Origin of the sequence: Bifidobacterium sp. B4081, from assembly GCF_026537335.1 — a bacterium.
Classification (GTDB): Bacteria; Actinomycetota; Actinomycetes; order Actinomycetales; family Bifidobacteriaceae; genus Bombiscardovia.
This window is the reverse complement of record NZ_JAFNMM010000001.1, coordinates 692,380-712,644: the sequence shown is the minus strand read 5'-3', so window position 1 is coordinate 712,644 and position 20,265 is coordinate 692,380. Positions and strand designations below refer to the sequence as shown.

At 61.4% G+C, this 20,265-nt stretch carries 17 protein-coding genes and 1 pseudogene; 9 read left to right on the top strand and 9 right to left on the bottom strand.

From position 1 onward, the window contains the following. Nucleotides 1–26 precede the first annotated feature (26 nt). Nucleotides 27–2,453 (top strand): energy-coupling factor transporter ATPase, encoded by a 2,427-nt coding sequence (locus J3T92_RS03190; protein WP_267399688.1) that lies wholly within the window; start codon nt 27–29, stop codon nt 2,451–2,453. 383 nt (nt 2,454–2,836) lie between these two features. On the opposite strand, the gene J3T92_RS03185 is transcribed toward J3T92_RS03190, so the two are convergent. The 6 genes and pseudogenes from J3T92_RS03185 to J3T92_RS03160 form a co-directional block, all read right to left on the bottom strand. Beyond that, nucleotides 2,837–5,485 carry an ATP-dependent Clp protease ATP-binding subunit gene (locus J3T92_RS03185; RefSeq protein ID WP_220236050.1) on the bottom strand — a complete coding sequence of 883 codons (2,649 nt, stop codon included), beginning with the start codon at nt 5,483–5,485 and terminating at the stop codon, nt 2,837–2,839. 132 nt (nt 5,486–5,617) lie between these two features. Further along, nucleotides 5,618–6,571 (bottom strand): annotated as a pseudogene (locus J3T92_RS03180) (DUF3027 domain-containing protein); the annotation flags it as partial. Nucleotides 6,572–6,638: 67 nt separating this feature from the next. Then, a complete protein-coding gene (locus tag J3T92_RS03175; protein WP_015022102.1) occupies nt 6,639–7,028 on the bottom strand; it encodes a cold-shock protein in 390 nt (129 codons plus the stop codon). A gap of 86 nt (nt 7,029–7,114) precedes the next feature. Next, entirely contained in the window at nt 7,115–9,070 is a 1,956-nt protein-coding gene (locus J3T92_RS03170) for a sensor histidine kinase (RefSeq protein WP_267399686.1), read from the bottom strand. Continuing rightward, nucleotides 9,060–9,818, bottom strand: a complete 759-nt coding sequence (locus J3T92_RS03165; protein ID WP_267399685.1) for a response regulator transcription factor — start codon at nt 9,816–9,818, stop codon at nt 9,060–9,062. The genes J3T92_RS03170 and J3T92_RS03165 overlap by 11 nt, the downstream gene beginning before the upstream one ends. Before the next feature lie 4 nt (nt 9,819–9,822). After that, nucleotides 9,823–10,614: a TPM domain-containing protein gene (locus J3T92_RS03160; RefSeq protein ID WP_267399684.1), complete on the bottom strand. Its 792-nt coding sequence runs from the start codon at nt 10,612–10,614 to the stop codon at nt 9,823–9,825. A gap of 69 nt (nt 10,615–10,683) precedes the next feature. Between J3T92_RS03160 and J3T92_RS03155 the strand changes: the two genes are divergently transcribed. Further along, nucleotides 10,684–10,977 carry a WXG100 family type VII secretion target gene (locus tag J3T92_RS03155; RefSeq protein WP_024626574.1) on the top strand — a complete coding sequence of 98 codons (294 nt, stop codon included), beginning with the start codon at nt 10,684–10,686 and terminating at the stop codon, nt 10,975–10,977. A 207-nt stretch (nt 10,978–11,184) separates the two neighbouring features. Here J3T92_RS03155 and groL read toward each other — a convergent pair whose 3' ends face one another. The 3 genes from groL to J3T92_RS03140 all read right to left on the bottom strand — a co-directional run bounded on the left by groL (nt 11,185) and on the right by J3T92_RS03140 (nt 14,119). Continuing rightward, entirely contained in the window at nt 11,185–12,804 is a 1,620-nt protein-coding gene (groL, locus tag J3T92_RS03150; protein ID WP_024626575.1) for a chaperonin GroEL, read from the bottom strand. A 297-nt stretch (nt 12,805–13,101) separates the two neighbouring features. Then, nucleotides 13,102–13,305: a cold-shock protein gene (locus J3T92_RS03145; protein ID WP_015022108.1), complete on the bottom strand. Its 204-nt coding sequence runs from the start codon at nt 13,303–13,305 to the stop codon at nt 13,102–13,104. 169 nt (nt 13,306–13,474) lie between these two features. Next, nucleotides 13,475–14,119 (bottom strand): LytR C-terminal domain-containing protein, encoded by a 645-nt coding sequence (locus J3T92_RS03140; RefSeq protein WP_267399682.1) that lies wholly within the window; start codon nt 14,117–14,119, stop codon nt 13,475–13,477. A gap of 148 nt (nt 14,120–14,267) precedes the next feature. On the opposite strand from J3T92_RS03140, the gene J3T92_RS03135 reads away from it, so the two are divergent. Genes J3T92_RS03135 through J3T92_RS03105 form a run of 7 tightly spaced genes read left to right on the top strand, consistent with a single transcriptional unit; the run spans nt 14,268 to nt 20,244 of the window. Next, nucleotides 14,268–15,056 carry a uracil-DNA glycosylase gene (locus tag J3T92_RS03135; protein ID WP_267399681.1) on the top strand — a complete coding sequence of 263 codons (789 nt, stop codon included), beginning with the start codon at nt 14,268–14,270 and terminating at the stop codon, nt 15,054–15,056. Nucleotides 15,057–15,101: 45 nt separating this feature from the next. Then, complete coding sequence (locus J3T92_RS03130) at nt 15,102–16,157, top strand: AAA family ATPase (protein WP_373312847.1); 1,056 nt, start codon at nt 15,102–15,104, stop codon at nt 16,155–16,157. Next, a complete protein-coding gene (locus J3T92_RS03125) occupies nt 16,154–17,086 on the top strand; it encodes a DUF58 domain-containing protein (protein ID WP_267399680.1) in 933 nt (310 codons plus the stop codon). Before J3T92_RS03130 ends, J3T92_RS03125 begins: the two co-directional genes overlap by 4 nt. Continuing rightward, complete coding sequence (locus tag J3T92_RS03120; RefSeq protein ID WP_267399679.1) at nt 17,083–17,616, top strand: hypothetical protein; 534 nt, start codon at nt 17,083–17,085, stop codon at nt 17,614–17,616. Before J3T92_RS03125 ends, J3T92_RS03120 begins: the two co-directional genes overlap by 4 nt. Next, on the top strand, nt 17,613–18,689 hold the full coding sequence (locus J3T92_RS03115) for a vWA domain-containing protein (RefSeq protein ID WP_267399678.1): 1,077 nt from the start codon (nt 17,613–17,615) through the stop codon (nt 18,687–18,689). The genes J3T92_RS03120 and J3T92_RS03115 overlap by 4 nt, the downstream gene beginning before the upstream one ends. Beyond that, nucleotides 18,686–19,714, top strand: a complete 1,029-nt coding sequence (locus J3T92_RS03110; RefSeq protein ID WP_267399677.1) for a vWA domain-containing protein — start codon at nt 18,686–18,688, stop codon at nt 19,712–19,714. The genes J3T92_RS03115 and J3T92_RS03110 overlap by 4 nt, the downstream gene beginning before the upstream one ends. Beyond that, nucleotides 19,711–20,244: a DUF6466 family protein gene (locus tag J3T92_RS03105; protein ID WP_267399676.1), complete on the top strand. Its 534-nt coding sequence runs from the start codon at nt 19,711–19,713 to the stop codon at nt 20,242–20,244. The genes J3T92_RS03110 and J3T92_RS03105 overlap by 4 nt, the downstream gene beginning before the upstream one ends. Nucleotides 20,245–20,265: the final 21 nt, after the last annotated feature.

The window sequence follows — 20,265 nt, the reverse complement described above, 5'->3', positions numbered from 1 at the left end:
CGGTTCGGAACGTCATGGCGGCATCCATGGACCAATCCCCAGTCCCGGATTCAGCGGATCCGAAGGCGACCGTCGCCCGGCTCAGCCAGGTCTCTTTCTCTTATGACGGAGGCCGGACCTGGGCCTTGGACCATCTGTCCATGGAAGTGCGTGCACGCGAACATCTGTGCATCCTGGGAGCAAATGGTTCCGGCAAATCCACACTGGGAAGCATCCTCTCGGGTGCGACGGCACCTGACCACGGCCAGGTCGAGCTTATGGGCCGATCCGTCTGCTCCGATACGCCGGGTCAGGGCCGACAGATCGATACTGAGGCCTACCGACAGGCACGGCGGAGCATCGGCATGGTCTTTCAGAACCCCGAAGACCAGATCGTAACCACCGTTGCCCAGGACGACGTGGCTTTTGGACCCGAAAATCTGGGCATGCCCCGCCAAAAGATGCTTTCCTGCGTCCCAGCGGCCCTGAAGCAGGTAGATCTGCAGACGCGGATGAATGATAATCCCACCCGCATGTCTGGCGGGCAGCAGCAACGACTGGCCCTGGCCGGCAGCCTGGCCATGAATCCAAACATGATGGTGCTGGACGAACCTGGCGCCATGCTCGACGCGGCCGGTCGACAGGAGATCCAATCAATTCTGCGTCGGCTGACGGACCAGGGCACAGCTGTCGTCCACATCACCCACCTGCTCGAGCAGGCCAGGCATGCTGATCGGGTCCTCGTGCTTGACCATGGGCACATCCTGGCTTCAGGAAACCCGGTCCGGATCCTGGAAGGACAAAACCTGCCTGTCCTTGCCCGCGAAGATGCCCAGCAGGCAGGCAGCGAACCGGATCGGAATACATCAAGCCAGAGCGCGACGATACATGCGGATACGAAATCTACGGTCGGCGATCGGGCTGATACTATGGTCAAACTCTCGGGCGTCTCCTACAGCTTTCCCGATGCCGACGACCAAGCGCTCAGCCATGTGAGTCTGGAGTTGGCGGCAGGACAGACCCTGGCCATCATCGGGCGCAACGGATCCGGCAAGTCCACTCTGGCCAGGCTCATCTGCGCCCTGGCCACTCCCGACAGCGGGTCCATCCAGGTGGCCGGCCTGCCCCTGGCCGGACCCGACCGGCCCAAGGCCAGGCATCTGCGGCGCCAGAATCTGAAGCTGCTGCGCCAACGGGTCGGCTATGTCATGCAATACCCCGAACATCAGCTTTTTGCGGATTCTGTTGCCCAGGACATCGCCTATGGTCCACACAACCTGGGCTACGGGCCCGAACAGGTGCAGCATCGGGTGGATGAGGCCATGAAGCTCCTGGGCATCAGTGATCTGGCCGACCGCTCCCCCTTCGACCTCTCGGGAGGCCAGCGGCGCCTGGTGGCCATCGCCGGAGTCGTGGCCTGCAGCCCGCAACTGCTGGTTTTGGACGAGGCCACTGCCAGTCTCGACCCCCAGGCCTGCGCACGCATCATGACACTGCTTCGAGTGCTCCATCGGCGCGGTGTCACCATCGTCATGAGCACGCACGCCGATCGTGAGGCCCTGGGCCTGGCCGACCAGACCCTGCTCCTGGAGCATGGAGAAACACTGGCCTATGGGCCTGCTGCTGAAGTCGTGAAGCGCTACCATCAACTGCTGGCAACAGGAGCAGCGGAGAAGGAAACCAATCGCACTCAGACCGACCAGAAACCCCCGTCCTTGCTGGCAAGACTTGACCCGCGAGCCAAGCTGGCAACCTTCCTCCTAGCCATGTTCACCGCCTTCGCTATCTCCACGCCAAGGCAGCTTGTTCTGGCGCTGGTGGTCACTGTGGGTCTCTTTGGCGCCGCCCGGGCCCCACTGCGTTCCATCATGAACTCGGTCAAAGGCTTTCTGGCCCTCATGCTTCTGCTGGCTCTGTTCAATCTTTTGGTCACGCAAACCGGCCGGAAATTGGCTGCCTGGGGCCCATTCGTGCTGACCACTGACGGCATCTGGGTGGCCGTACTCTATGCCTGCCGCTTTATGCTGATTATCTTTCTGGGAGCGCTCCTAGTGGAGACCACCACGCCCACGCAGATGACCGATGCCTGTGAATCCCTGCTGAGCCCACTGTCAAAGCTGGGCATACACACCAATGAGATTGCTCTGGTCCTTTCATTGGCCCTGCGTTTCATCCCCACCTTGGGACGTGAAGTTCAGGCCATCGTTGAGGCCCAGGCCGCCCGCGGCGGATCCATCGAGTCTGGCTCGCTCTCTCAACGCCTGCATGCAGCCATAGCCATCACAGTCCCCGTCTTCGCCGGAGCCCTGCGCCACGCTGATAACCTGAGCCGGGCATTGGACGCCCGGTGCTATGAGGGAAGCCGTCAAGAACGCACCCACTACCGATTGCTGCGACTGGGCAGGATGGACATCCTGTTCATCGCTCTTATGTCCCTCTACCTTCTGGCCCTGCTGCTGCATCCCCTGTTCTGAGCAGTCAGGGCCGCGTCAAGCACTTAGTCCATGCCTGGCTTAAGTGCTCCATCCCGCAACCATCTGAGTCCTCGACTACTTAAGCAAACGAGCCGTTGTGAATGGAAGGCTGACCTGGGAACGCTGGGGTCAGTCGCTGTCAACTTCATCGCTGCCTCGAAGCTGATATAAGAAAACGATCGAGCCCTTCGACGGACTCGTAAGGCAAGGCGAATGCGGAGCTCACTCTGCCAACAGACACTATATATTTCAAGCGATGCTTCAAGAACGATATTGCAGAGATCAGCACCTATCCTCGGCAGCATCAAATAAGCGGGGCTGGAGCACTATCCAAGTGCTCCAGCCCCACTTCAGTCAGCCGCGTCAGGCATTAACCATGTATCTCAGTCACCAGCAGGCGAACTCTGGCCAGACTGCTCAGGACCCTGGCCATCCTGGCTCTGGCCGTCAGCCTCGCCTACTGGCGGAACATCAGCCTCGGAAGAACCGACCGAAGCTCCAACCAGTTCGGGCTTCTGGTCCTGTCCATCAGCGGAGCTGGCCGCATGCCTGGGTCCCTCAAAGGGCTTGCCGGTGAAGGTGAACTCGCCCAGGATGCCCTCGCCTTCGGCGTCAACCTGAACGGACTCATTGTCTGTAAGCTCACCCATGAGGATCTTCTCGGAGACGGCATCCTCAATGTCCCGCTGTATGACGCGGCGCAGAGGCCGGGCACCCAGAAGCGGATCGAAGCCCTTTTCGGCCAACAGGTCCTTGGCCTTGTCGGTCAGGTCCAGGGACATGTGACGCTCGAAGAGACGATCGTTGAGCTGGGTGATGTCCAGATCGACGATCTGACGAACCTGGGGTTCAGTCAGTTGCTGGAAGACGATGATGTCATCCAGGCGGTTCAGGAACTCGGGCCTGAACTGCTGCTTGAGCTCGCTGGTCACCTGGTCCTTCATCCGCTGATAGGAGGTCTCGGTGTTGCCGCTCACGTTGAAGCCGGTGTTGGCCGCCTTGGCGATGTCGCGGGTTCCCAGGTTGGTGGTCAGGATAATGATGGTGTTCTTGAAGTCCACCATACGACCCTGTCCATCAGTCAGATGACCGTCGTCCAGCACCTGCAGAAGGGTGTTGAAGATGTCCGGATGAGCCTTTTCGATCTCGTCGAAAAGGACCACGGAGAACGGCTTGCGCCTGACCTTCTCAGTCAGCTCGCCGCCCTCTTCGTATCCCACGTACCCTGGAGGTGCGCCAAAGAGACGAGAAGTGGAGTACTTCTCCGAGAACTCGGACATATCCACCCGGATCAGGGCATCCTCATCATCAAAGAGGAACTGGGCCAGTGCCTTGGCCAGCTCGGTCTTGCCCACGCCGGTGGGGCCAGCGAAGATGAAGGAACCTGCGGGACGCTTGGGATCCTTGAGACCCACTCGGGTGCGACGGATGGAGCGGGACAGGGCGGAGACAGCCTCATCCTGGCCGATAATCCGCTTGTGCAGCTCCTTCTCCATACCCAGAAGCTTCTTGGACTCGGCCTGAGTCAGCTTGAAGACCGGGATGCCGGTGGTCGAGGAGACCACCTCGGCGATTACATCCTCGTCGACAACCATCTTGACGTCGGACTCGCCCTCGTGCCAGGCCTGCTCCTTCTCCTTGCGCTCGGCCTCCAGCTTCTCCTGGCTGTCGCGCAGCTGAGCGGCCTTCTCGAAGTCTTGGTCCTTGATGGCCTGGTCCTTCTGAGCGGAGATACGATCCACCTTGGCGTCCAGCTCCTTGAGCTCCGGCGGTGCAGTCAGCCGCTTGATGCGCAGACGAGCGCCGGCCTCATCGATCAGGTCAATAGCCTTGTCAGGCAGGTTCCTGTCCTGAATATAGCGCGCAGAGAGCTCGGCCGCCGACTGCAGAGCCTTGTCAGTGATAGTGACGTGGTGATGATGCTCATAGCGGCCGCGCAGGCCCTTGAGGATCTCGATGGTCTGGGCGATAGTGGGCTCAGAAACCTGGATCGGCTGGAAACGCCGCTCCAGGGCTGCATCCTTTTCGATGTACTTGCGGTACTCGTCGGTAGTGGTTGCTCCGATGGTCTGCAGTTCGCCGCGGGCCAGCAGAGGCTTGAGCATGTCAGAGGCTCCCAGAGCACCGTCAGCCGAACCTGCGCCGACGATGGTATGGATCTCATCGATGAAGAGAATGATATCGCCCCGGGTCTTGATCTCCTTGAGCACCTTCTTCAGGCGCTCCTCGAAGTCGCCCCGGTAGCGTGAACCGGCCACCATGGAGCCCAGATCCAGCGAGTAGACCTGCTTGCCCTTGAGGGTCTCGGGCACATCGCCTTCGTGGATCTTCTGCGCCAGACCCTCGACCACGGCGGTCTTACCTACACCGGGCTCTCCGATCAGCACAGGGTTGTTCTTGGTCCTCCTGGACAGAACGACCATGACCCGCTCAATCTCGTTGGCTCGGCCGATGACCGGGTCCAGCTTGCCTTCAGCGGCTTCCTGGGTCAGGTTCCTGCCGAACTGGTCCAGGATGGCTGAACCGGTCTGTCCGCTCTTGTTGGAAACGCCACCGGCGTTGGCCAGATCGCCCTTGCCGGCATCGCCCCCCTCGTGGCTGCCGCGAATCATGTCAATAGTGGCGGTCCGCAGATCGCCCAGGTCCACGCCCATCTTGATCAGCACCTGGGTGCCGACACCTTCACCCTCGCGGATGAGTCCTAGCAGAATGTGCTCAGTGCCAATGTAAGAGTGTCCCAGCTGAAGCGCCTCACGCAACGACAGCTCCAGGACCTGACGGGCGTGCGGCGTAAATGGGATGTGCCCATTGGGAACCGCATTGCCCTTACCGATCATCTCCTCTACCTGTTTGCGGGTGGCATCCAGTTCCACGCCCTTGGAGGCCAGGGCCTTGGCGGCGACACCGTCACCTTCCCTGATCAGGCCCAGGAGGAGGTGCTCGGTGCCGATGTAATTGTGCTGCAGAGTGCGGGCCTCTTCCTGCGCCAGCACAATCACCCGCCGCGCACGGTCGGTAAACCGTTCGAACATACTTGTCCTTCCCTTTGATCCGTAATTCACTCTACAGATTTACGGTGACGTTTATTCTCGGCCCACCGGGGATTGCGCTCTGAACGCAACGAGGCCTTGGAATCACTCCTCTGAGCCGTCTTCCGACTGCATCTGCTCCATGAGTTCCACCTCAGGGCGCTCCTCGCGAGGCTTCTGCCTGACCACATCAATATGAAGATCGTCATAGGCCGGCTGGGACTGAACCCAGAGATGGGACTCCTCCTGGGGCTCGATCTCGGAATGCTCCCCGCAGCCATGATCCAGGGAGACCACACGCCCATCGTCCGGGCTCCAACGATTGGCACAGACGCCGAACATGGACCCCAGATCACCTGCCAGGGGAATCATGAAGCCGCAGGTCTCGCAGGCCTTGCCCTTGGCCGTTCGGGTCGACAGGGACTTGGGACCGTGCTGCCCCTCGTACCAGCGCTTGGCAGTGGCGGACCTGGCCTCGACGGTCATCAAGTGCCGACGAGTCAGAGCGAAGCGGTCGACGGCCTCGTCCAGATCGTCGGAAGATGTCTGTGCACCGAAGGAAACCTGACCATCCGGTTCCTGCTCGCGAACGTCTTTTTCGTCACCTGAGCGGTCTGCCAGGCGGAAGACCGCACCGTCAGCGTCAACCGGGGTGGACGCTTTCTGACCCTCTTCATTGTCCTCTGAGGTCGGCTGCACTTCAGAATTCTGAGGCTTAGCCTGCGCAGGCTTGTAGCCGGCCGTCAGTCTGGGGTCGTCGGGGTCGGTTCCCATGGCATCGGTCACGCTCAGATCCGAAGGCAGCAGGCGATCCTTCCAGGGAACCCAAGCCGGGGGCTGCAGGGCCGCATCGGTGGGCACCAGAGACGATTCATCCACAGTCCAGGTACCGGCATCCTCATCACGGTAAAGGGTGACCGACCACTGCCAGCCCTCGTAGCCCTTGATAGCCGAGGCGAACCGGTAGTCCCAGACTCCATCCCCGATCAGGGTGCGGTCGACCAGCCCACCAACCTCATCGCTGTCGGCAGCCACGCTTAGAGCTACCCGCCTGGCCAGTTCCTCAGGATCCAGGTCCTCTTGAACCATCTATCACACCTTCATCATCAGTGGGACCGGATCAACCGATCCTCGTCGGATTCTTCTCGCCGTCCACTCAGTCCGGCACGTCAAAGTCATCGGCCACAGCCCTCAGGAGGGTAGCCAGCTTGGCGGATTCGGCCCGACCTGGATAGTGGTGCCGACGCAGGCCATTGCCAGCCGAATCCAGCAGCTTGATCAGATCCTCCACGATGGCAGCCATATCGTCCGGATCAGGTCGCTTGGCACGCAGAATGGAGGGGGTCGGCCCCACCAGCTTCAGATCCAGGGCCTGGGGGCCCTTGCGTCCCTCAGCCACCGAGAACTCCACCCGGGATCCCTTGCGTATGGTGGATACCCCAGCAGGCAGGGCTGACGATGGCAGGAAGACATCCCCACCCTGTTCATCCGTGATGAACCCGAACCCCCGCTTGGCGTCATACCACCGTACTCTCCCGCTGGGCATGCTCTGCCACTTCCTTACGTTGCTTCTTGAACAGGTATATACAAAATCAGTCTACCTGACCTGGACAGTCAGGACGACCCATCTTGTCATAGGCGTACGGGACGGTTGGCGGCAGGATTAGCCTGATCCTCAACGCCTCCCTGATCCCGCCTGACGCCCTGGGGTATGACGATGGTGAAGGTCAAGCCGCCCCCCGGGGTCTGCGAGGCGCAGATGAACCCCTGATGGGCCTTGACAATGGATTGCACAATGGCCAGACCCAACCCCGTGCCGCCCTTCTCCCGAGCCCTGGATGGGTCGGCAGTATAGAAGCGCTCGAAGAGCCTGGACCTGGATTCCTCCGGGACGCCCGGCCCATGGTCGACCACGCGAATGACGGCATAGTCGGTGCCCACATGGCTGTTCTCTGCCACCTGGATCGCCTCAGTCAGTCGTCCCAGAGAGGATTCAGCGGCCTCCAACCTTGTCAGATCCGCTGGAGCGATGGTCGCCTTGACCAGGCCCAATCCCACTCGAACCGGCGAATCAGATGGGGTGTAGCGGTGGATATTGCCCACGATATTGGTAATCACCTGACGCAGACGACTAGGATCGCCAGTCACCTGCACCGGGGGCAAGGGGCCCTCCTGAATGTCCAGGCTGACAGATGGACCCAGGTGCCCGCCCACGGTGATTTTCTCCTTGCTGCGCCCTTTGAGGCCTGGCAGACCCTTGTTGGCTGCGACCGGGACCTCCTGGGGGGCTGGCTGATCCTCGGTATGCAGGCATACCTTTCCTGTAGCCATTTGCCTGCCGGGGTCCAGGGCATGCAGGTCATCCACCCCATCTCGCACCAGTCCAGTCAAATCGACCGCCAGGGTCGGGTCGATTCCCCTGCCCTCATCCAGGCGTGCAAGCGAGAGCAGATCCGTGACCAGGACAGTCATCCTGGTGGAGGAGTCCTCGATGTGCTGAATGGATTTGTCGGCCCGCTCCAAAGCCCCTGGATAGTCACGCTGCATCCTGTAAAGCTCCGCATAGCCGTGGATGGCAGCCAGTGGGGTGCGCAGCTCATGGCTGGCATCTGAAACGAACTGTTTCATCTTCTCAGTGGTCTGGCGCTGCTCGTCGAAGGAATGCTCGATTCGCGTCAGCATGGCATTCAGGGATGCTGCCAGGGAACCCACCTCGGTATTCTCCGGGAAACTGGGAATGCGTTGAGAAAGGTCGCCAGCCGCTATCTTTGCAGCGGTCTTCTCAATGCGCTTGAGGGGAACCAGGGTGGACTGGATCAGCAGGACCGAGATGACTCCACCCAGAAGGACCACCACGACGGAAATGATCATGCAGAAAGCCGTCAGATCATGCACAGCCTCATCCTGATCGCTCATGGACAGGCCAATGAAGAGCACGCCGCTGATTTCGGAACCGTCCAGCTCGTTGCCTAGCTTCCACTGCATGGCCACCACCCGCCAGGAGGCTCTGGCTCGCTTCATGGTGTCCCGGTCGGGCGAGGCCTGCTGAGAGCCGCGCACGTAGGCTGGTACCGTGGTCGGCTGGCCCAAGGGTATCGAGCCCAGGCTACCGTCGGCCGGAAGGCGCGGGCGGGAGACGACCCCATTGACCTGCATCGGATTCAGATCGTCCGAAATGATGTGCAGGTCGTCGTCGCGGATCTGCAGGAAATAGTCGGTGGGGCCAAGCCCGTTCTTGCTCAGATCCTCCTGACGGAGGAGGGTGGCGTTGCGAATGCCTAGGTTGGCCTGGCGGATCAATTGCGAGTCTGTGCGCTTCATCAGATAGTCGTCGGCCATCTGGCAGATGGCTACAGAAACGCCCACCGTGCCCACGATGAGCAGAATGAGCATGCTGGCCACAAGTTTGGTGCTTAGGGGGATGGCAGCCAGAGGCGACCTAGGCAAGGAGCGATCCCTCGGTTTGCTGGAGCCGGATGCCTTGCCGGAGTCCGAACCCATGAAGGACTTGGACCCGTCAGCCGTCTTCGTGCCGGGAATGGCCGACGATTCTGTCTTGGGGAGCGGACCCTCGGGACTAGTCGCCATCGCCGCCGTCCGATGCGTTCTGCCTGGGAGCCCTGATCATGTAGCCGATGCCGCGCTTGGTCTCAATCAGCGGGGTGACCTTGCGCTCACCGCCTTGTCCGTCACTGACGGTGATGCCATCCACTTTCTTGCGCAGGTATGAGATGTAAGATTCAACAATGGCCGCATCGCCGCCCCAGTCGTACTGCCAGACATGGTCCAGGATCTGGGCCTTGCTGAGCACACGACCCTCGTTGTCCATCAGGTAGCGCAGCAGCTTGTATTCGGTCGGGCTCAGGTCGATGGGTTGACCGGCCCTGGTGACGTCGTGGGAATCCTCATTGATCTCCAGATCGCCCACACGAATGACCGGATCGTCCTCCTGGTGTTCGCGGGTCCTGCGCAGTATGGCCTTGATCCTGGCCACAACCTCCTCCAGGCTGAAAGGCTTGGTCACATAATCGTCGCCGCCCACAGTCAGTCCCATGACCTTGTCCTGGGTGTCATCCCTGGCGGTCAGGAAGAGCACGGGCGCATCGATCCCCTCCTGACGGATGCGTGAGGTGACCGTGAACCCATCGATGTCAGGCAGCATGACATCCAAGACAATCAGATCTGGCTGGGTGCGCTCAATGACCTGGATGGCCTCGGAGCCGGATGCCGCGGTCTCGACAGCAAAGCCCGCGAAGTGCAGGGAGGCCACCAGCAGATCCCTGATGGACGGTTCGTCGTCGACCACGACCAGTTGTGCTTGCGTCGGTTTGCTCATGGCTTCAGCTTGCCGCCTCTTTCTGGGTATTCTCTGATAGTTTGCTGACCGTCTCTGCCGGGCGTAATTGTTTCTTTGCAGCGCCGGACTTGCGATGATGAGCCCCGGTTCGGCTACTGCGACGCCACCAAATCGTAACGGCTACGCCCAGCACGATCAGGACGACAACCGTCGCCGAAAGAGCAATGATCATCACCCGGTGATGCCGGTGGTTTTGGTCAAGAGTCTCAACCTGGTCCATCATGGCCTTGGCCGAGCCCACCCAGTCGGGATTGCGGCCCTTGGTGACTGGCTCCAGAGCCGCCTGCGAGAGCTGATCCACGCTGGATTGGTCCTTGAGCCAGGCCTGCGAGTTGCTGGAGACCGCCACGACCAATTTGCCGTCCTGAGAGGCCACAGCCAGCAGAACCGTGTCGTGGGTGGGCTTCATCGATTCGAGCACCCTGGATGCCCAGGTCTCAGGCTTAACACCCTGATAGAAATGCGGAAGGTAGAGCAGTCGGACCGATACTCCTGTCTGCTGCGCGGTTTCCTCAATGGCATCCTTGACTGATCCCACGTCAGAACCCAGCAAATTCTGCGGATCGGTGATCGTGTCGGTCATGGTTCCGGCCCCAGTCTGAGGCTCATCGGCAAAAGCCTTGATCGGCCCCAGGACGCCGACCATCACAATCATCAGGAGCAGGAAAGCCAGCACCCGCCTTATGGGTGAAACGCCGACCGGATTCGTCTTGTGGAAGGGGACTCGTTCGACCACATGGATCCGCGGACGGGGCAACTGCTTGAACACTGTCATAGTGTCCACAGTAGCGGTTGACGGCAGTGGACTCCCCCACCATCACCGCCATTCACGGAAAGGACAATCATGACACGATTCCAAGTTGATTCTGATCAGATACAGACAGCCTCCGGCGCGGTCAGCGGCTCAATAGGAGCCATCAGAGATGCCGTGGCGGGAATGTACACCAATCTGGACAATCTGCAAAGCGTCTGGCAGGGCTCGGCGGCCAGCCAATTCGCCACGGTGGCCCAGCAGTGGCGCGCCTCGCAGGCTCAGATGGAACAGGCGCTTGAAGGTATCCAGGCAGCTCTGACACAGGCATCGTCGCTCTATGCGGACACCGAGGCCCAGGCCACCCGTCTGTTCGCCGGAGCCTGACGCCTGGTTGATACATGCAAGCAACCTGGAGCTATGTGATCATGGCGGATCGGCCCCGGACCTGGCAAGCATATGCGGAAAACGAAAACAGACGGTCAACGAGTACAAGAACAGAGACAGGGGCCTGCGCACCATTATCCGGTGCGCAGGCCCCTGTCCTTGGCGATCAATCAGTTCGGCCGAAAAGCCGGGCCGAACCTCGAGGGATCAGTAGCCCATGTCGCCCTGAGGCTGAGCGGCAGCAGGTGCCGGAGGCTCAGGCTTGTTGGCCACGACGGCCTCGGTGGTCAGGAAGAGCCCGGCGATGGAGGCAGCGTTCTGCAGAGCAGAACGAGTCACCTTGACAGGGTCGGCCACGCCGGCCTCCAGCAGATCCTGGTACTCGTTGTTGGCGGCGTTGAAGCCCTGACCAGCAGGCAGCGAACGAACCTTGTTGATGACCACGTCACCGGAGACGCCGCTGTTCTCGGCAATCTGCTTGATGGGGGCCTCGATGGCGCGGAAGACGATGGATGCGCCGGTGGACTCGTCGCCATCCAGCTTGACATCCTTCTCGGCCTTGGCAGCGGCCTGAACCAGAGCCACGCCACCTCCGGGCAGCAGGCCCTCCTCGATAGCGGCCTTGGCGTTGCGGACAGCATCTTCGATGCGGTGCTTGCGCTCCTTGGCTTCGACCTCGGTGGCTGCGCCGACCTTGATGACGGCCACGCCGCCGGCCAGCTTGGCCAGCCGCTCCTGCAGCTTCTCACGGTCGTAGTCGGAGTCGGTGTTCTCGATCTCGGTGCGGATCTGGCCCACGCGAGCGGAGACCTCGTCCTTGGAACCACCTCCGGAGACGATGGTGGTCTCGTCCTTGGAGACGATGACCTTCTTGGCGGTGCCCAGCACGCTCATGTCGATGGAGTCCAGCTTGAGGCCGAGCTCATCGGAAACCACCTGTGCGCCGGTCAGAATGGCCATATCCTGCAGCATGGCCTTTCGGCGGTCGCCAAAGCCAGGGGCCTTGACGGCGCAGGAGTTGAAGGTGCCGCGGATCTTGTTGAGGATCAGGGTGGGCAGCGCCTCGCCGTCCACGTCCTCAGCGACGATCAGCAGCGGCTTGCCGGTCTTCATGACCAGCTCGGCGATGTGGACCACGTCCTGCTGGCTGGAGACCTTGCCTGAGGTCAGCAGAATGTATGGATCATCCAGAACGGCGGTCTGGTCGTCGTTGTTGGTGACGAAGTAGGGAGCGATGTAGCCCTTGTCGAAACGCATGCCCTCGGTGAACTCCAGGTCCAGGCCGAAGCGGTTGTTGTCCTCGACGGTGACCACGCCGTCCTGACCGACCTTGTCCAGAGCCTCGGCGATCTCATTGCCGATCTCGGGGTCGCCTGCAGAGATGGTGGCGGTGGCAGCGATCTGATCCTTGGTCTCGACTTCCTTGGACTGTGCCACGAGCTCCTTGACGATGGCATCGGCCGCCTTCTCGATGCCGCGACGCAGGGCGATGGGGTTGGACCCGGCAGCCACGTTCTTCAGACCCTCATGCACCAGGGACTGGGCCAGTACGGTGGCGGTGGTGGTGCCGTCTCCGGCTACGTCATCAGTCTTCTTGGCTACTTCCTTGACCAGCTCGGCGCCGATGCGCTCGTAAGGATCCTCCAGGTCGATCTCCTTGGCGATGGAGACACCGTCGTTGGTGATGGTCGGCGCGCCGTAGGACTTGTCCAGCACCACATTGCGACCCTTGGGGCCCAGCGTGACCTTGACCGTGTCGGCCAGCTTGTCCAGGCCGGCAAGCATGCCCTGACGAGCTTCCTCGTCATACTCGATGATTTTTGCCATTGTTGCTTCCTCCGTCATGGCTTGAGGTTTCATGACCCACCGTCGGCGTGGAACGGAACCCGACCGTCAGCTGTCGTGTTATCACTCCCGCACCTCGAGTGCTAATTCAGCAGATTAGCACTCGGTGGGGCCGAGTGCCAACCTGAGTGGAAAATACGCTGCAGGCTGTATGTCATATCGGCCCTGACCGATCAGCCGTGCCCACAGACGATCCGCACTCTGCTCTCAAACGAATGCTATAAAAAAATGGACCCCGGAATGACCGGGATCCACCATGACGAATACAGAAGACGACAATCAGAGCTTGGTGACCTTGGTTGCCTGCAGACCCTTGGGGCCCTGCTCCACCTGATATTCGACCTTATCTCCCTCATCAAGGGTCTTGAACCCGTCGGACTGAATGGCTGAGTAGTGCACGAACACGTCCTCGCCGCCATCGTCGGGATTGATGAATCCGTAACCCTTGCCAGCGCTGAAGAATTTCACAGTGCCTTGTGCCATAACTAACTTCCTTAACATAGGTGCCGCGTCACAACAGATACGAGACTGACCGCATCTGCCTGGTCGGCAAGGTCAGTTTAGGCCCATTGATAGGGCAATTGCAAAACGCCGAGCCGAAATTCGGGAACTTTTGCCATCGAATTTCCTTGGTCGTCCGGTTGGTTGAACCTCACTGCATGAGGATGGCTTCCACCGGAGTGGAGGCCACGGAGGACTGCTCTACCTGGGTGATGCCCAACAGGCTGGCCACCTCCTGGGCAGTAGCCTTGTCACCCTCGTCACGGTAACGGACCGTACTTACGCCAGACAGAGCGCCCTGCGGGTTGGTTGCCGTGACCGCAGTATAACCGGCATTGACCAGAACCTGACGCTTGTTGCCTGCATAACCGGTGATCCTGGTTCCGTTGATGACCGCCACCTGTGTGCCCCTGTTGACCACGGGTGCCGGGCTGCTGCTGGATGCACTCGCCGAAGGCGATTGCGAGGACGGTTGTGAAGCCTGGCCCTGTGAGGATTCTTCAGCAGAGGTCTTGCTCTCTGAGGCAGAGGAGGATGCAGACCTCTTGGGCAGATGGCTGCTGATGACCTGTGAGGAATCAGTATGCGTCTGCTGCCAGGGCAGGGAGCCACTGACTGCAGCCCATAGGCCCAGTCCGCACAGCACGGCCAAGACCACCACCAGCAGGTAGGGCAGAACCCTGACCGACAGGGAACGAGGCCCCCGATGCACACCGACCGGCCCCTTGGGAGGGTTGTCGAACGCATCATGAACCTGGGGGCGCGCCTGCGTCCCATTGTCGCGCGTGCTAGCCATGAACTCTCCTCTGCTCCACCGGATCCTGAACCATTATAGGTAATGGGACGCCGGAGCAGCATCCCACTGACCATCCGACGTTCCCGCAAGCCTGGGAGAGCCATGACAACCCTGGCCGGCTCATAGCACCAAGCGATATAGTGACCTTATGAACAGCAGCCAGCCTATTGCCGCAACCTCCCCCGCGCCGACGAACGGAACCGGTACCAACCCTCCGACCATAGCAGGAGGCCAGGGCCGACCCCATCGCAAACCTCTGAGTGCCCTGGTGGATCCCGGCTGGGCCAAGGCTCTCGCTCCTGTCGAACCCAACATTCACCGGATGGGCGACTTCCTCAGATCCGAGCTGGCCCAGGGCCACCGCTATCTGCCTGCCAGCAAGAACATCCTGCGCGCCTTTACCATCCCCTTCGACTCCATCAAGGTCCTGATCGTGGGCCAGGATCCCTATCCGACTCCCGGGCATCCGGTAGGCCTAAGCTTCTGCGTGGATCCTGCAGTCAGCCCCATCCCCGGCTCCCTGCGCAATATCTACGCCGAGCTGAGTACTGACCTGGGCCTGCCCACGCCCTCCAACGGCGATCTGACACCTTGGACCCGGCGAGGGGTCATGCTGCTCAACCGCTGCCTGACTGTTCGGGTGGGCAAGCCGGCCAGCCACCGGAACAAGGGCTGGGAGGAGATCACCGACGCCGCCATCCGAGCTCTGAACGACAGGCGCGACCAGGAGGGCAAGATCCGGCCCCTGGTAGCCATTCTTTGGGGAAGACAGGCCCAGAGCCTGGAGCCCCTGCTGACCAACGCGGCCATCATCAAATCCCCGCACCCCAGTCCCATGTCGGCCCGATACGGCTTCTTCGGGTCCCGTCCGTTCTCCAAGGCCAACGAAGCGCTGGAGGCCATGGGCGCCGAGCCGGTGGACTGGTCCCTGACCTGAGTCCGGCTGGCTGAATCGTCAGGAAATGCCGTTACCATGTCTGCTATGGCATTATTCCCACCACGACCCAGTCAGTCCCCATCTGTTCAGTCCGGTCAGAACCGGCAGGTTCCGCCAATCAGCCAGGACGACCTGCAACGTTGCCGTCAGTTGGCCGACCGGATCCGAACCCGCTTTTCAAGGACTCTGGTAGGCCAGGAGAACCTGCGCGAGGCCCTTATCCTGACGCTGGTGGCCTCCGGACACATCCTGATCGAATCCGTGCCCGGCTTGGCCAAGACCACCGCCGCCCAGACCCTGGCCACCTCGGTCTCCGGCAGCTTCAAGCGGATTCAGTGCACGCCCGACCTAATGCCCTCGGATCTGGTAGGCACTCAGGTTTATGACTTCTCCACACAGCGCTTCTCGACGCAACTGGGCCCTATTCACGCCAACTTCGTTCTCCTGGACGAGATCAACCGCTCCAACGCCAAGACCCAGTCAGCCATGCTTGAGGCCATGGCCGAGGGCGCCACCACCATCGGCGGCGAGCGCATAGCCCTACCCCGGCCCTTCATGGTGATCGCCACCCAAAACCCCATTGAGGAGGAGGGTACCTACAACCTGCCCGAGGCCCAGATGGACCGGTTCATGCTCAAGGCCGTCATGACCTATCCTGATGCCGACCAGGAGACCCGAATGCTGCAGATGCTGACCAGTCGAGGCACCGATATGCCCGGCAAGGACGATCGGGACGCACTGACCATCGCCGATGTGGACTTCTTGAGGCAGAAGGCCCGGCAGGTCCACGTGGCAGAGCCCATCATGCGATATGCAGTCGATCTGGCAGCCACCAGCAGGGGGGCTGGATCGCGGCCCATCCAAGGGCTGGCCGAACAGGTGAGACTGGGAGCCAGCCCGCGTGCCTCCATCGCTCTGGTGCGCATTGGCCAGGCCAGAGCCCTGCTGACTGGCAGGGATTACGTCATTCCCGAGGATCTGAAGGACTGGGCCCATTCAGTACTCCGCCACCGGATTCTGCTGACCTTCGAGGCTCAGGCCGACGGCATCAGCAGCGACGACATCATCGACCAGATCGTCGACACGGTGCCGGTGCCATGAGCCGTCGACGCTCGGATCGCGACCCGGTCCGCAGGCGGATCGAGTCCTTGGACTCCAGCCTGCGGCTTCCCACGGTGCGCAGGGCCCTTGGTCTGCTGGAGGGTGAGCACTCCTCCAGCCGACGCGGCGGTGGAGACGAACGCGCCGACCTGCGCGCCTATGAGTTCGGAGACGAAACCCGCATGATCGACTGGCACGCCAGCGCACGGATGGGTCGGCCCATGGTGGTGGAGCGCGAGCGCCTGGTTACCAGCAAGGTCTGGCTGTTGCTGGACGTTGGCCGCGAGATGTCCGGAACCTGCCCTGACGGGGAGCAGGCCATCCAGGTAGCCGCCAACGCCCTGTGCATGTTCGCCTCCCTAAGCCTGCGCCGCAGCGATGAGGTGGATCTGGTCCTGGTCAATTCGTCCGCCATCCGCCGCATACCCTGCCAGGGCGGCTTCGCTCGATTCGAACAGACGCTGGACCGGGCTCTGGAGTCACCGCTGGAACAGCCACGCAACCTTGAGGCCCTGCTGGGCTACGCCGCCGGCATCCAGGACCGGCAGGCCATGCTGGTTATCGCCACCGACCAGTCGGCATTGCACGTAGACCTGATGCCGACCATCCGACAGTTGGCAACCACCCACCCCCTGAATCTCATCGGAGTGGAGACCATGAATCCCCTGCGCCAGCAGCCCGCTATGGGCTCGGTAAAGGATGCGCCCAGCGGACGCAGGATCCCGGCTTTCCTGCGAACCGCGAACGGGACGCAAGCTGTGGACCTGCACAGACGCTACCAGATTGAGGCCTTTAGCCGGGAACTGTCCAGAATCGGGGCCTCCCTGATCCGGGCAGACTCCAGCACAGCCATGTTCAACAGGTTCATCCACCTGCTTTCAGCCGGCAGACCGGGCATCCCCATGCGACGGACGGTGATGGCGGCATGAGTGGTGTCGTCCTGATTCGTCTTGCGTCCGATCATGGCCGAATCAAGGTCATGCCCACCATGACCCAGCCCACCTGGCTGTTGGCTCTGACAACGACCGCCATCATACTGGCCCTGGCCCTGGCCGGAGCGGCCATTCTTTTGCCTATGTTCCGCCGTCAGCAGGAAGAGCATCCGATCCAGGCGAGCTCTGACTCCCTCGATGCATGGCGTCGGCGGATTGATCAGGTGGTGGCCCAGTACAACAAGGGCCATCTGGACCGCGACCAGGCCATGACAGCACTGGCCACTATCGCTCGTGGATTTGCCTCCCACTCCTGGAACAGCGACATGAAATCCAAGACTTTGGCCGAAATCCAGGCTCAGCCCCGCACGCCGAGTACGCAGCAGGGTCTGGATCTGCTTCGACAGACCATAGATGCCCTCTACCCGCCCGAATTCGCCCTTCCACGGGACAGCGAGGGAACTGACGCCACGGTGAATCAGGCAGCCGACTGGGTACGGGATTTGATTGAACGGTGGCCACGATGAGCATAGGCAATCTGTCCTGGAGGTGGCCCTGGCTGCCGGTCCTGGCTCTGGTCCTGGCATTGGCAGTGGGCCTGCTGGCTCACCGTATGGCACGTCGTGGCCGGCCGGATCAGGAACCGGGAGCCCGGATCTGGACCTTGGACAACGACCTGGACACCGAGGAGGGCCACGAGGCCCTGCGGCGCTGGCGGCGATTGAACCGCTGCGCCGCAATCCTGCTCGCTCTGGCCCTGATGATGGTTTTAAGCCTGGCTGCAAGGCCCGCCCGGGTCGATCGGACATTGGAGGAGGGTCATAACCGCGATATTGTCCTATGTCTTGATGTGTCCGGGTCCACCCTGCCCTACGACCGGCAGGTGATCGCCTCCTACCTCGATCTGGTCCGCAACTTCCGGGGCGAACGCATGGCTCTGAGCATCTTCAACTCCACATCGCGCACCGTCTTCCCCCTGACTGATGACTATGACATGATCACTGCCGAATTAAGCAAGGCTCGGCGGATCCTGGACGGGGTGCAATCCCAGGACCGCATCGACGCCATGAGCGGACGACAGTACCAGGACATCAGCGACTGGCTGGAGGGCACGCAGAACCGCCGGGACACCACCTCACTGATCGGCGACGGACTGGTGGGCTGCGCTGCGCTCCTGCCGCAATTCGCTCCCAAGAACCAAACCCGACCGGCAAAGGCCGACCAACGTTCGAGCTCCTTGGTCCTGGCCACCGATAACGTGGTCTCCGGCAAACCCACGTACACCCTGGAAGAGGCGCTCAAGCTGACCTCGGCCGCAGAAATCGCGGTGGACGGGCTCTATTCGGGACCGGACCAAGGCACCGAGGATGAGACCACCAAGCAGATGCAGCGGCTTATCGAAGCCCGTGGCGGTATCTTCCTGCGACGGCAGGATGGGAACTCCATCAACGCGCTGGTCCGCCGGATCGAACGTCGCCATGGAGCCGACCCACGCCAGCAGGAGCAGTCCAGCCTGGTGGATGCACCCGGCTGGTGGACCCTGGCCCTGGCCCTGGCCCTGTCCGCATATCTGCTCCTGGCCTGGAGGCTGAAGCGATGAACATACTCAAGTCCCTGACCTTTGAGCCTGCTCTGGGCTGGGTGGCCGGCGGCCTTCTGGCAGGCCTGCTCTTGCTCCTGGCCATTGCGCTGGTCATCCATGGACTGCGTAAGGGACAGGATACGGATGCCGATCGCTGGGCCCTGGCCCGACGCACCGCCATGGTCCTGATCCTGGCCCTCATGGTCCTGACTCCCAGCACCGTCAGCAAAACCACCAACAAGGCCGTCAACGCCACTGATGTCTTCATTGCGGTTGACGTGACCGGATCCATGGCAGTCAAGGATGCCGGATATGGAACCCAGGACGGCATGAGCCGGTTGGAGGCGGCCAAGGCGGCCGTTCGAGACCTGGTCGACATCTATCCGGATGCATCCTTCTCGGCTCTGAGTTTCGGTGCCTCGGCCAGCGTCGATCTGCCCCTGACCCCCGACGTACGAGCTGTGGACAACTGGGCCCGTGGGCTGACCACAGAGCCCACCTCCCGTTCCTCGGGTTCCAGTCTGGACGCTCCTCTCGATCGGCTGACTCTGGCATTGAAGCAGACCAAGGACCGACATCCCAACGACCGGATCCTGCTCTATCTGATCAGCGATGGGGAGCAGACCGGCAGGGACGAACGGCGATCCTTCAGCGCTCTTAGAGAAGGGTTGGACGAGGCTTTTGTCCTGGGAACCGGTTCAGTCAAGGGAGGCACGGTGCCGTTGACCTCCGATGTGGGCGGCAGCGATGCCGGAGGCTGGGTGAAGGATCCGCAGACCGGCCAGCCGGGCATCTCGGCCATGGACCCGAACACCTTGAAGGCCATGGCCGACGAGATGAGCGGCCACTATCAGGCCCTGGTCAAGGGGGTCACCGTCCACGAGGGTGCTACGGCTTCGGTCTCCAAGCGCTACCGGGTGACCACGGTCGACCAGGTACGCCGACATGTCGCTCCACTGGTCTGGCCCTTGGCACTGGTGGAACTGGTCCTGGTCCTGGTTGAGGCAGGGCAATGGATCCGTACTTCGAGGAGATTGCTATGAGCAGGAAGATCCTTCGAACGCGTCTGGTTCTTATTGTTGTAGCCCTGATAGCAGCGCTGGCCGGGGCATGGGGCCTGATCAACGTCAGAGCCATCGCCACTTACAACGAGGCCACGCGCACACTGAACACCAGCATCCGGCAGGCCCGAAACCCACAGGCAGACCCGGCAGCAATCAAGGCGCTGCAAGATCAGGCAGACCGCCTTTTCGCCCAAGCGGCGCGGCCGGGCCCCTTGCTTCTGCCGAAGACCAGGCAGGCCGCGCAGGCCAACCAAGCGACCAGTACTGCGCTGACCCAACGTACGGAACGGGTACTCAAAAAACAACAAGCAGACAAAACCAAGAATGGGCAGGATGGAAAGAGCGGATCAGGCAAGGGCTCATCCTCTGGGCTGACCAAGCAGCAGGAGGCTGAGGTGGAGGATCTGCTCAAGCGCAACCAACAACAGAGCGATCCCTCCTCCTCCCCCAACCCAACAGGCAATACGGGCGGCCACCAGGACCAGGAAAAGGGCGTCAAACCCTGGTGACCGGCCATACCAGGCATTGCT

Excerpts from the sequence above, each read along its gene's own strand:
- J3T92_RS03110 (WP_267399677.1), top strand. The coding sequence starts at position 18,686 with ATGAACATACTCAAGTCCCTGACCTTTGAGCCTGCTCTGGGCTGGGTG.
- J3T92_RS03145 (WP_015022108.1), bottom strand. The coding sequence starts at position 13,305 with ATGGCACAAGGCACTGTGAAATTCTTCAGCGCTGGCAAGGGTTACGGA.
- J3T92_RS03130 (WP_373312847.1), top strand. The coding sequence starts at position 15,102 with ATGGCATTATTCCCACCACGACCCAGTCAGTCCCCATCTGTTCAGTCC.
- J3T92_RS03155 (WP_024626574.1), top strand. The coding sequence starts at position 10,684 with ATGACACGATTCCAAGTTGATTCTGATCAGATACAGACAGCCTCCGGC.
- J3T92_RS03170 (WP_267399686.1), bottom strand. The coding sequence starts at position 9,070 with ATGGCGACTAGTCCCGAGGGTCCGCTCCCCAAGACAGAATCGTCGGCC.
- J3T92_RS03125 (WP_267399680.1), top strand. The coding sequence starts at position 16,154 with ATGAGCCGTCGACGCTCGGATCGCGACCCGGTCCGCAGGCGGATCGAG.
- J3T92_RS03160 (WP_267399684.1), bottom strand. The coding sequence starts at position 10,614 with ATGACAGTGTTCAAGCAGTTGCCCCGTCCGCGGATCCATGTGGTCGAA.
- J3T92_RS03165 (WP_267399685.1), bottom strand. The coding sequence starts at position 9,818 with ATGAGCAAACCGACGCAAGCACAACTGGTCGTGGTCGACGACGAACCG.
- J3T92_RS03115 (WP_267399678.1), top strand. The coding sequence starts at position 17,613 with ATGAGCATAGGCAATCTGTCCTGGAGGTGGCCCTGGCTGCCGGTCCTG.
- groL (WP_024626575.1), bottom strand. The coding sequence starts at position 12,804 with ATGGCAAAAATCATCGAGTATGACGAGGAAGCTCGTCAGGGCATGCTT.
- J3T92_RS03190 (WP_267399688.1), top strand. The coding sequence starts at position 27 with ATGGACCAATCCCCAGTCCCGGATTCAGCGGATCCGAAGGCGACCGTC.
- J3T92_RS03135 (WP_267399681.1), top strand. The coding sequence starts at position 14,268 with ATGAACAGCAGCCAGCCTATTGCCGCAACCTCCCCCGCGCCGACGAAC.
- J3T92_RS03140 (WP_267399682.1), bottom strand. The coding sequence starts at position 14,119 with ATGGCTAGCACGCGCGACAATGGGACGCAGGCGCGCCCCCAGGTTCAT.
- J3T92_RS03175 (WP_015022102.1), bottom strand. The coding sequence starts at position 7,028 with ATGCCCAGCGGGAGAGTACGGTGGTATGACGCCAAGCGGGGGTTCGGG.
- J3T92_RS03105 (WP_267399676.1), top strand. The coding sequence starts at position 19,711 with ATGAGCAGGAAGATCCTTCGAACGCGTCTGGTTCTTATTGTTGTAGCC.
- J3T92_RS03185 (WP_220236050.1), bottom strand. The coding sequence starts at position 5,485 with ATGTTCGAACGGTTTACCGACCGTGCGCGGCGGGTGATTGTGCTGGCG.
- J3T92_RS03120 (WP_267399679.1), top strand. The coding sequence starts at position 17,083 with ATGAGTGGTGTCGTCCTGATTCGTCTTGCGTCCGATCATGGCCGAATC.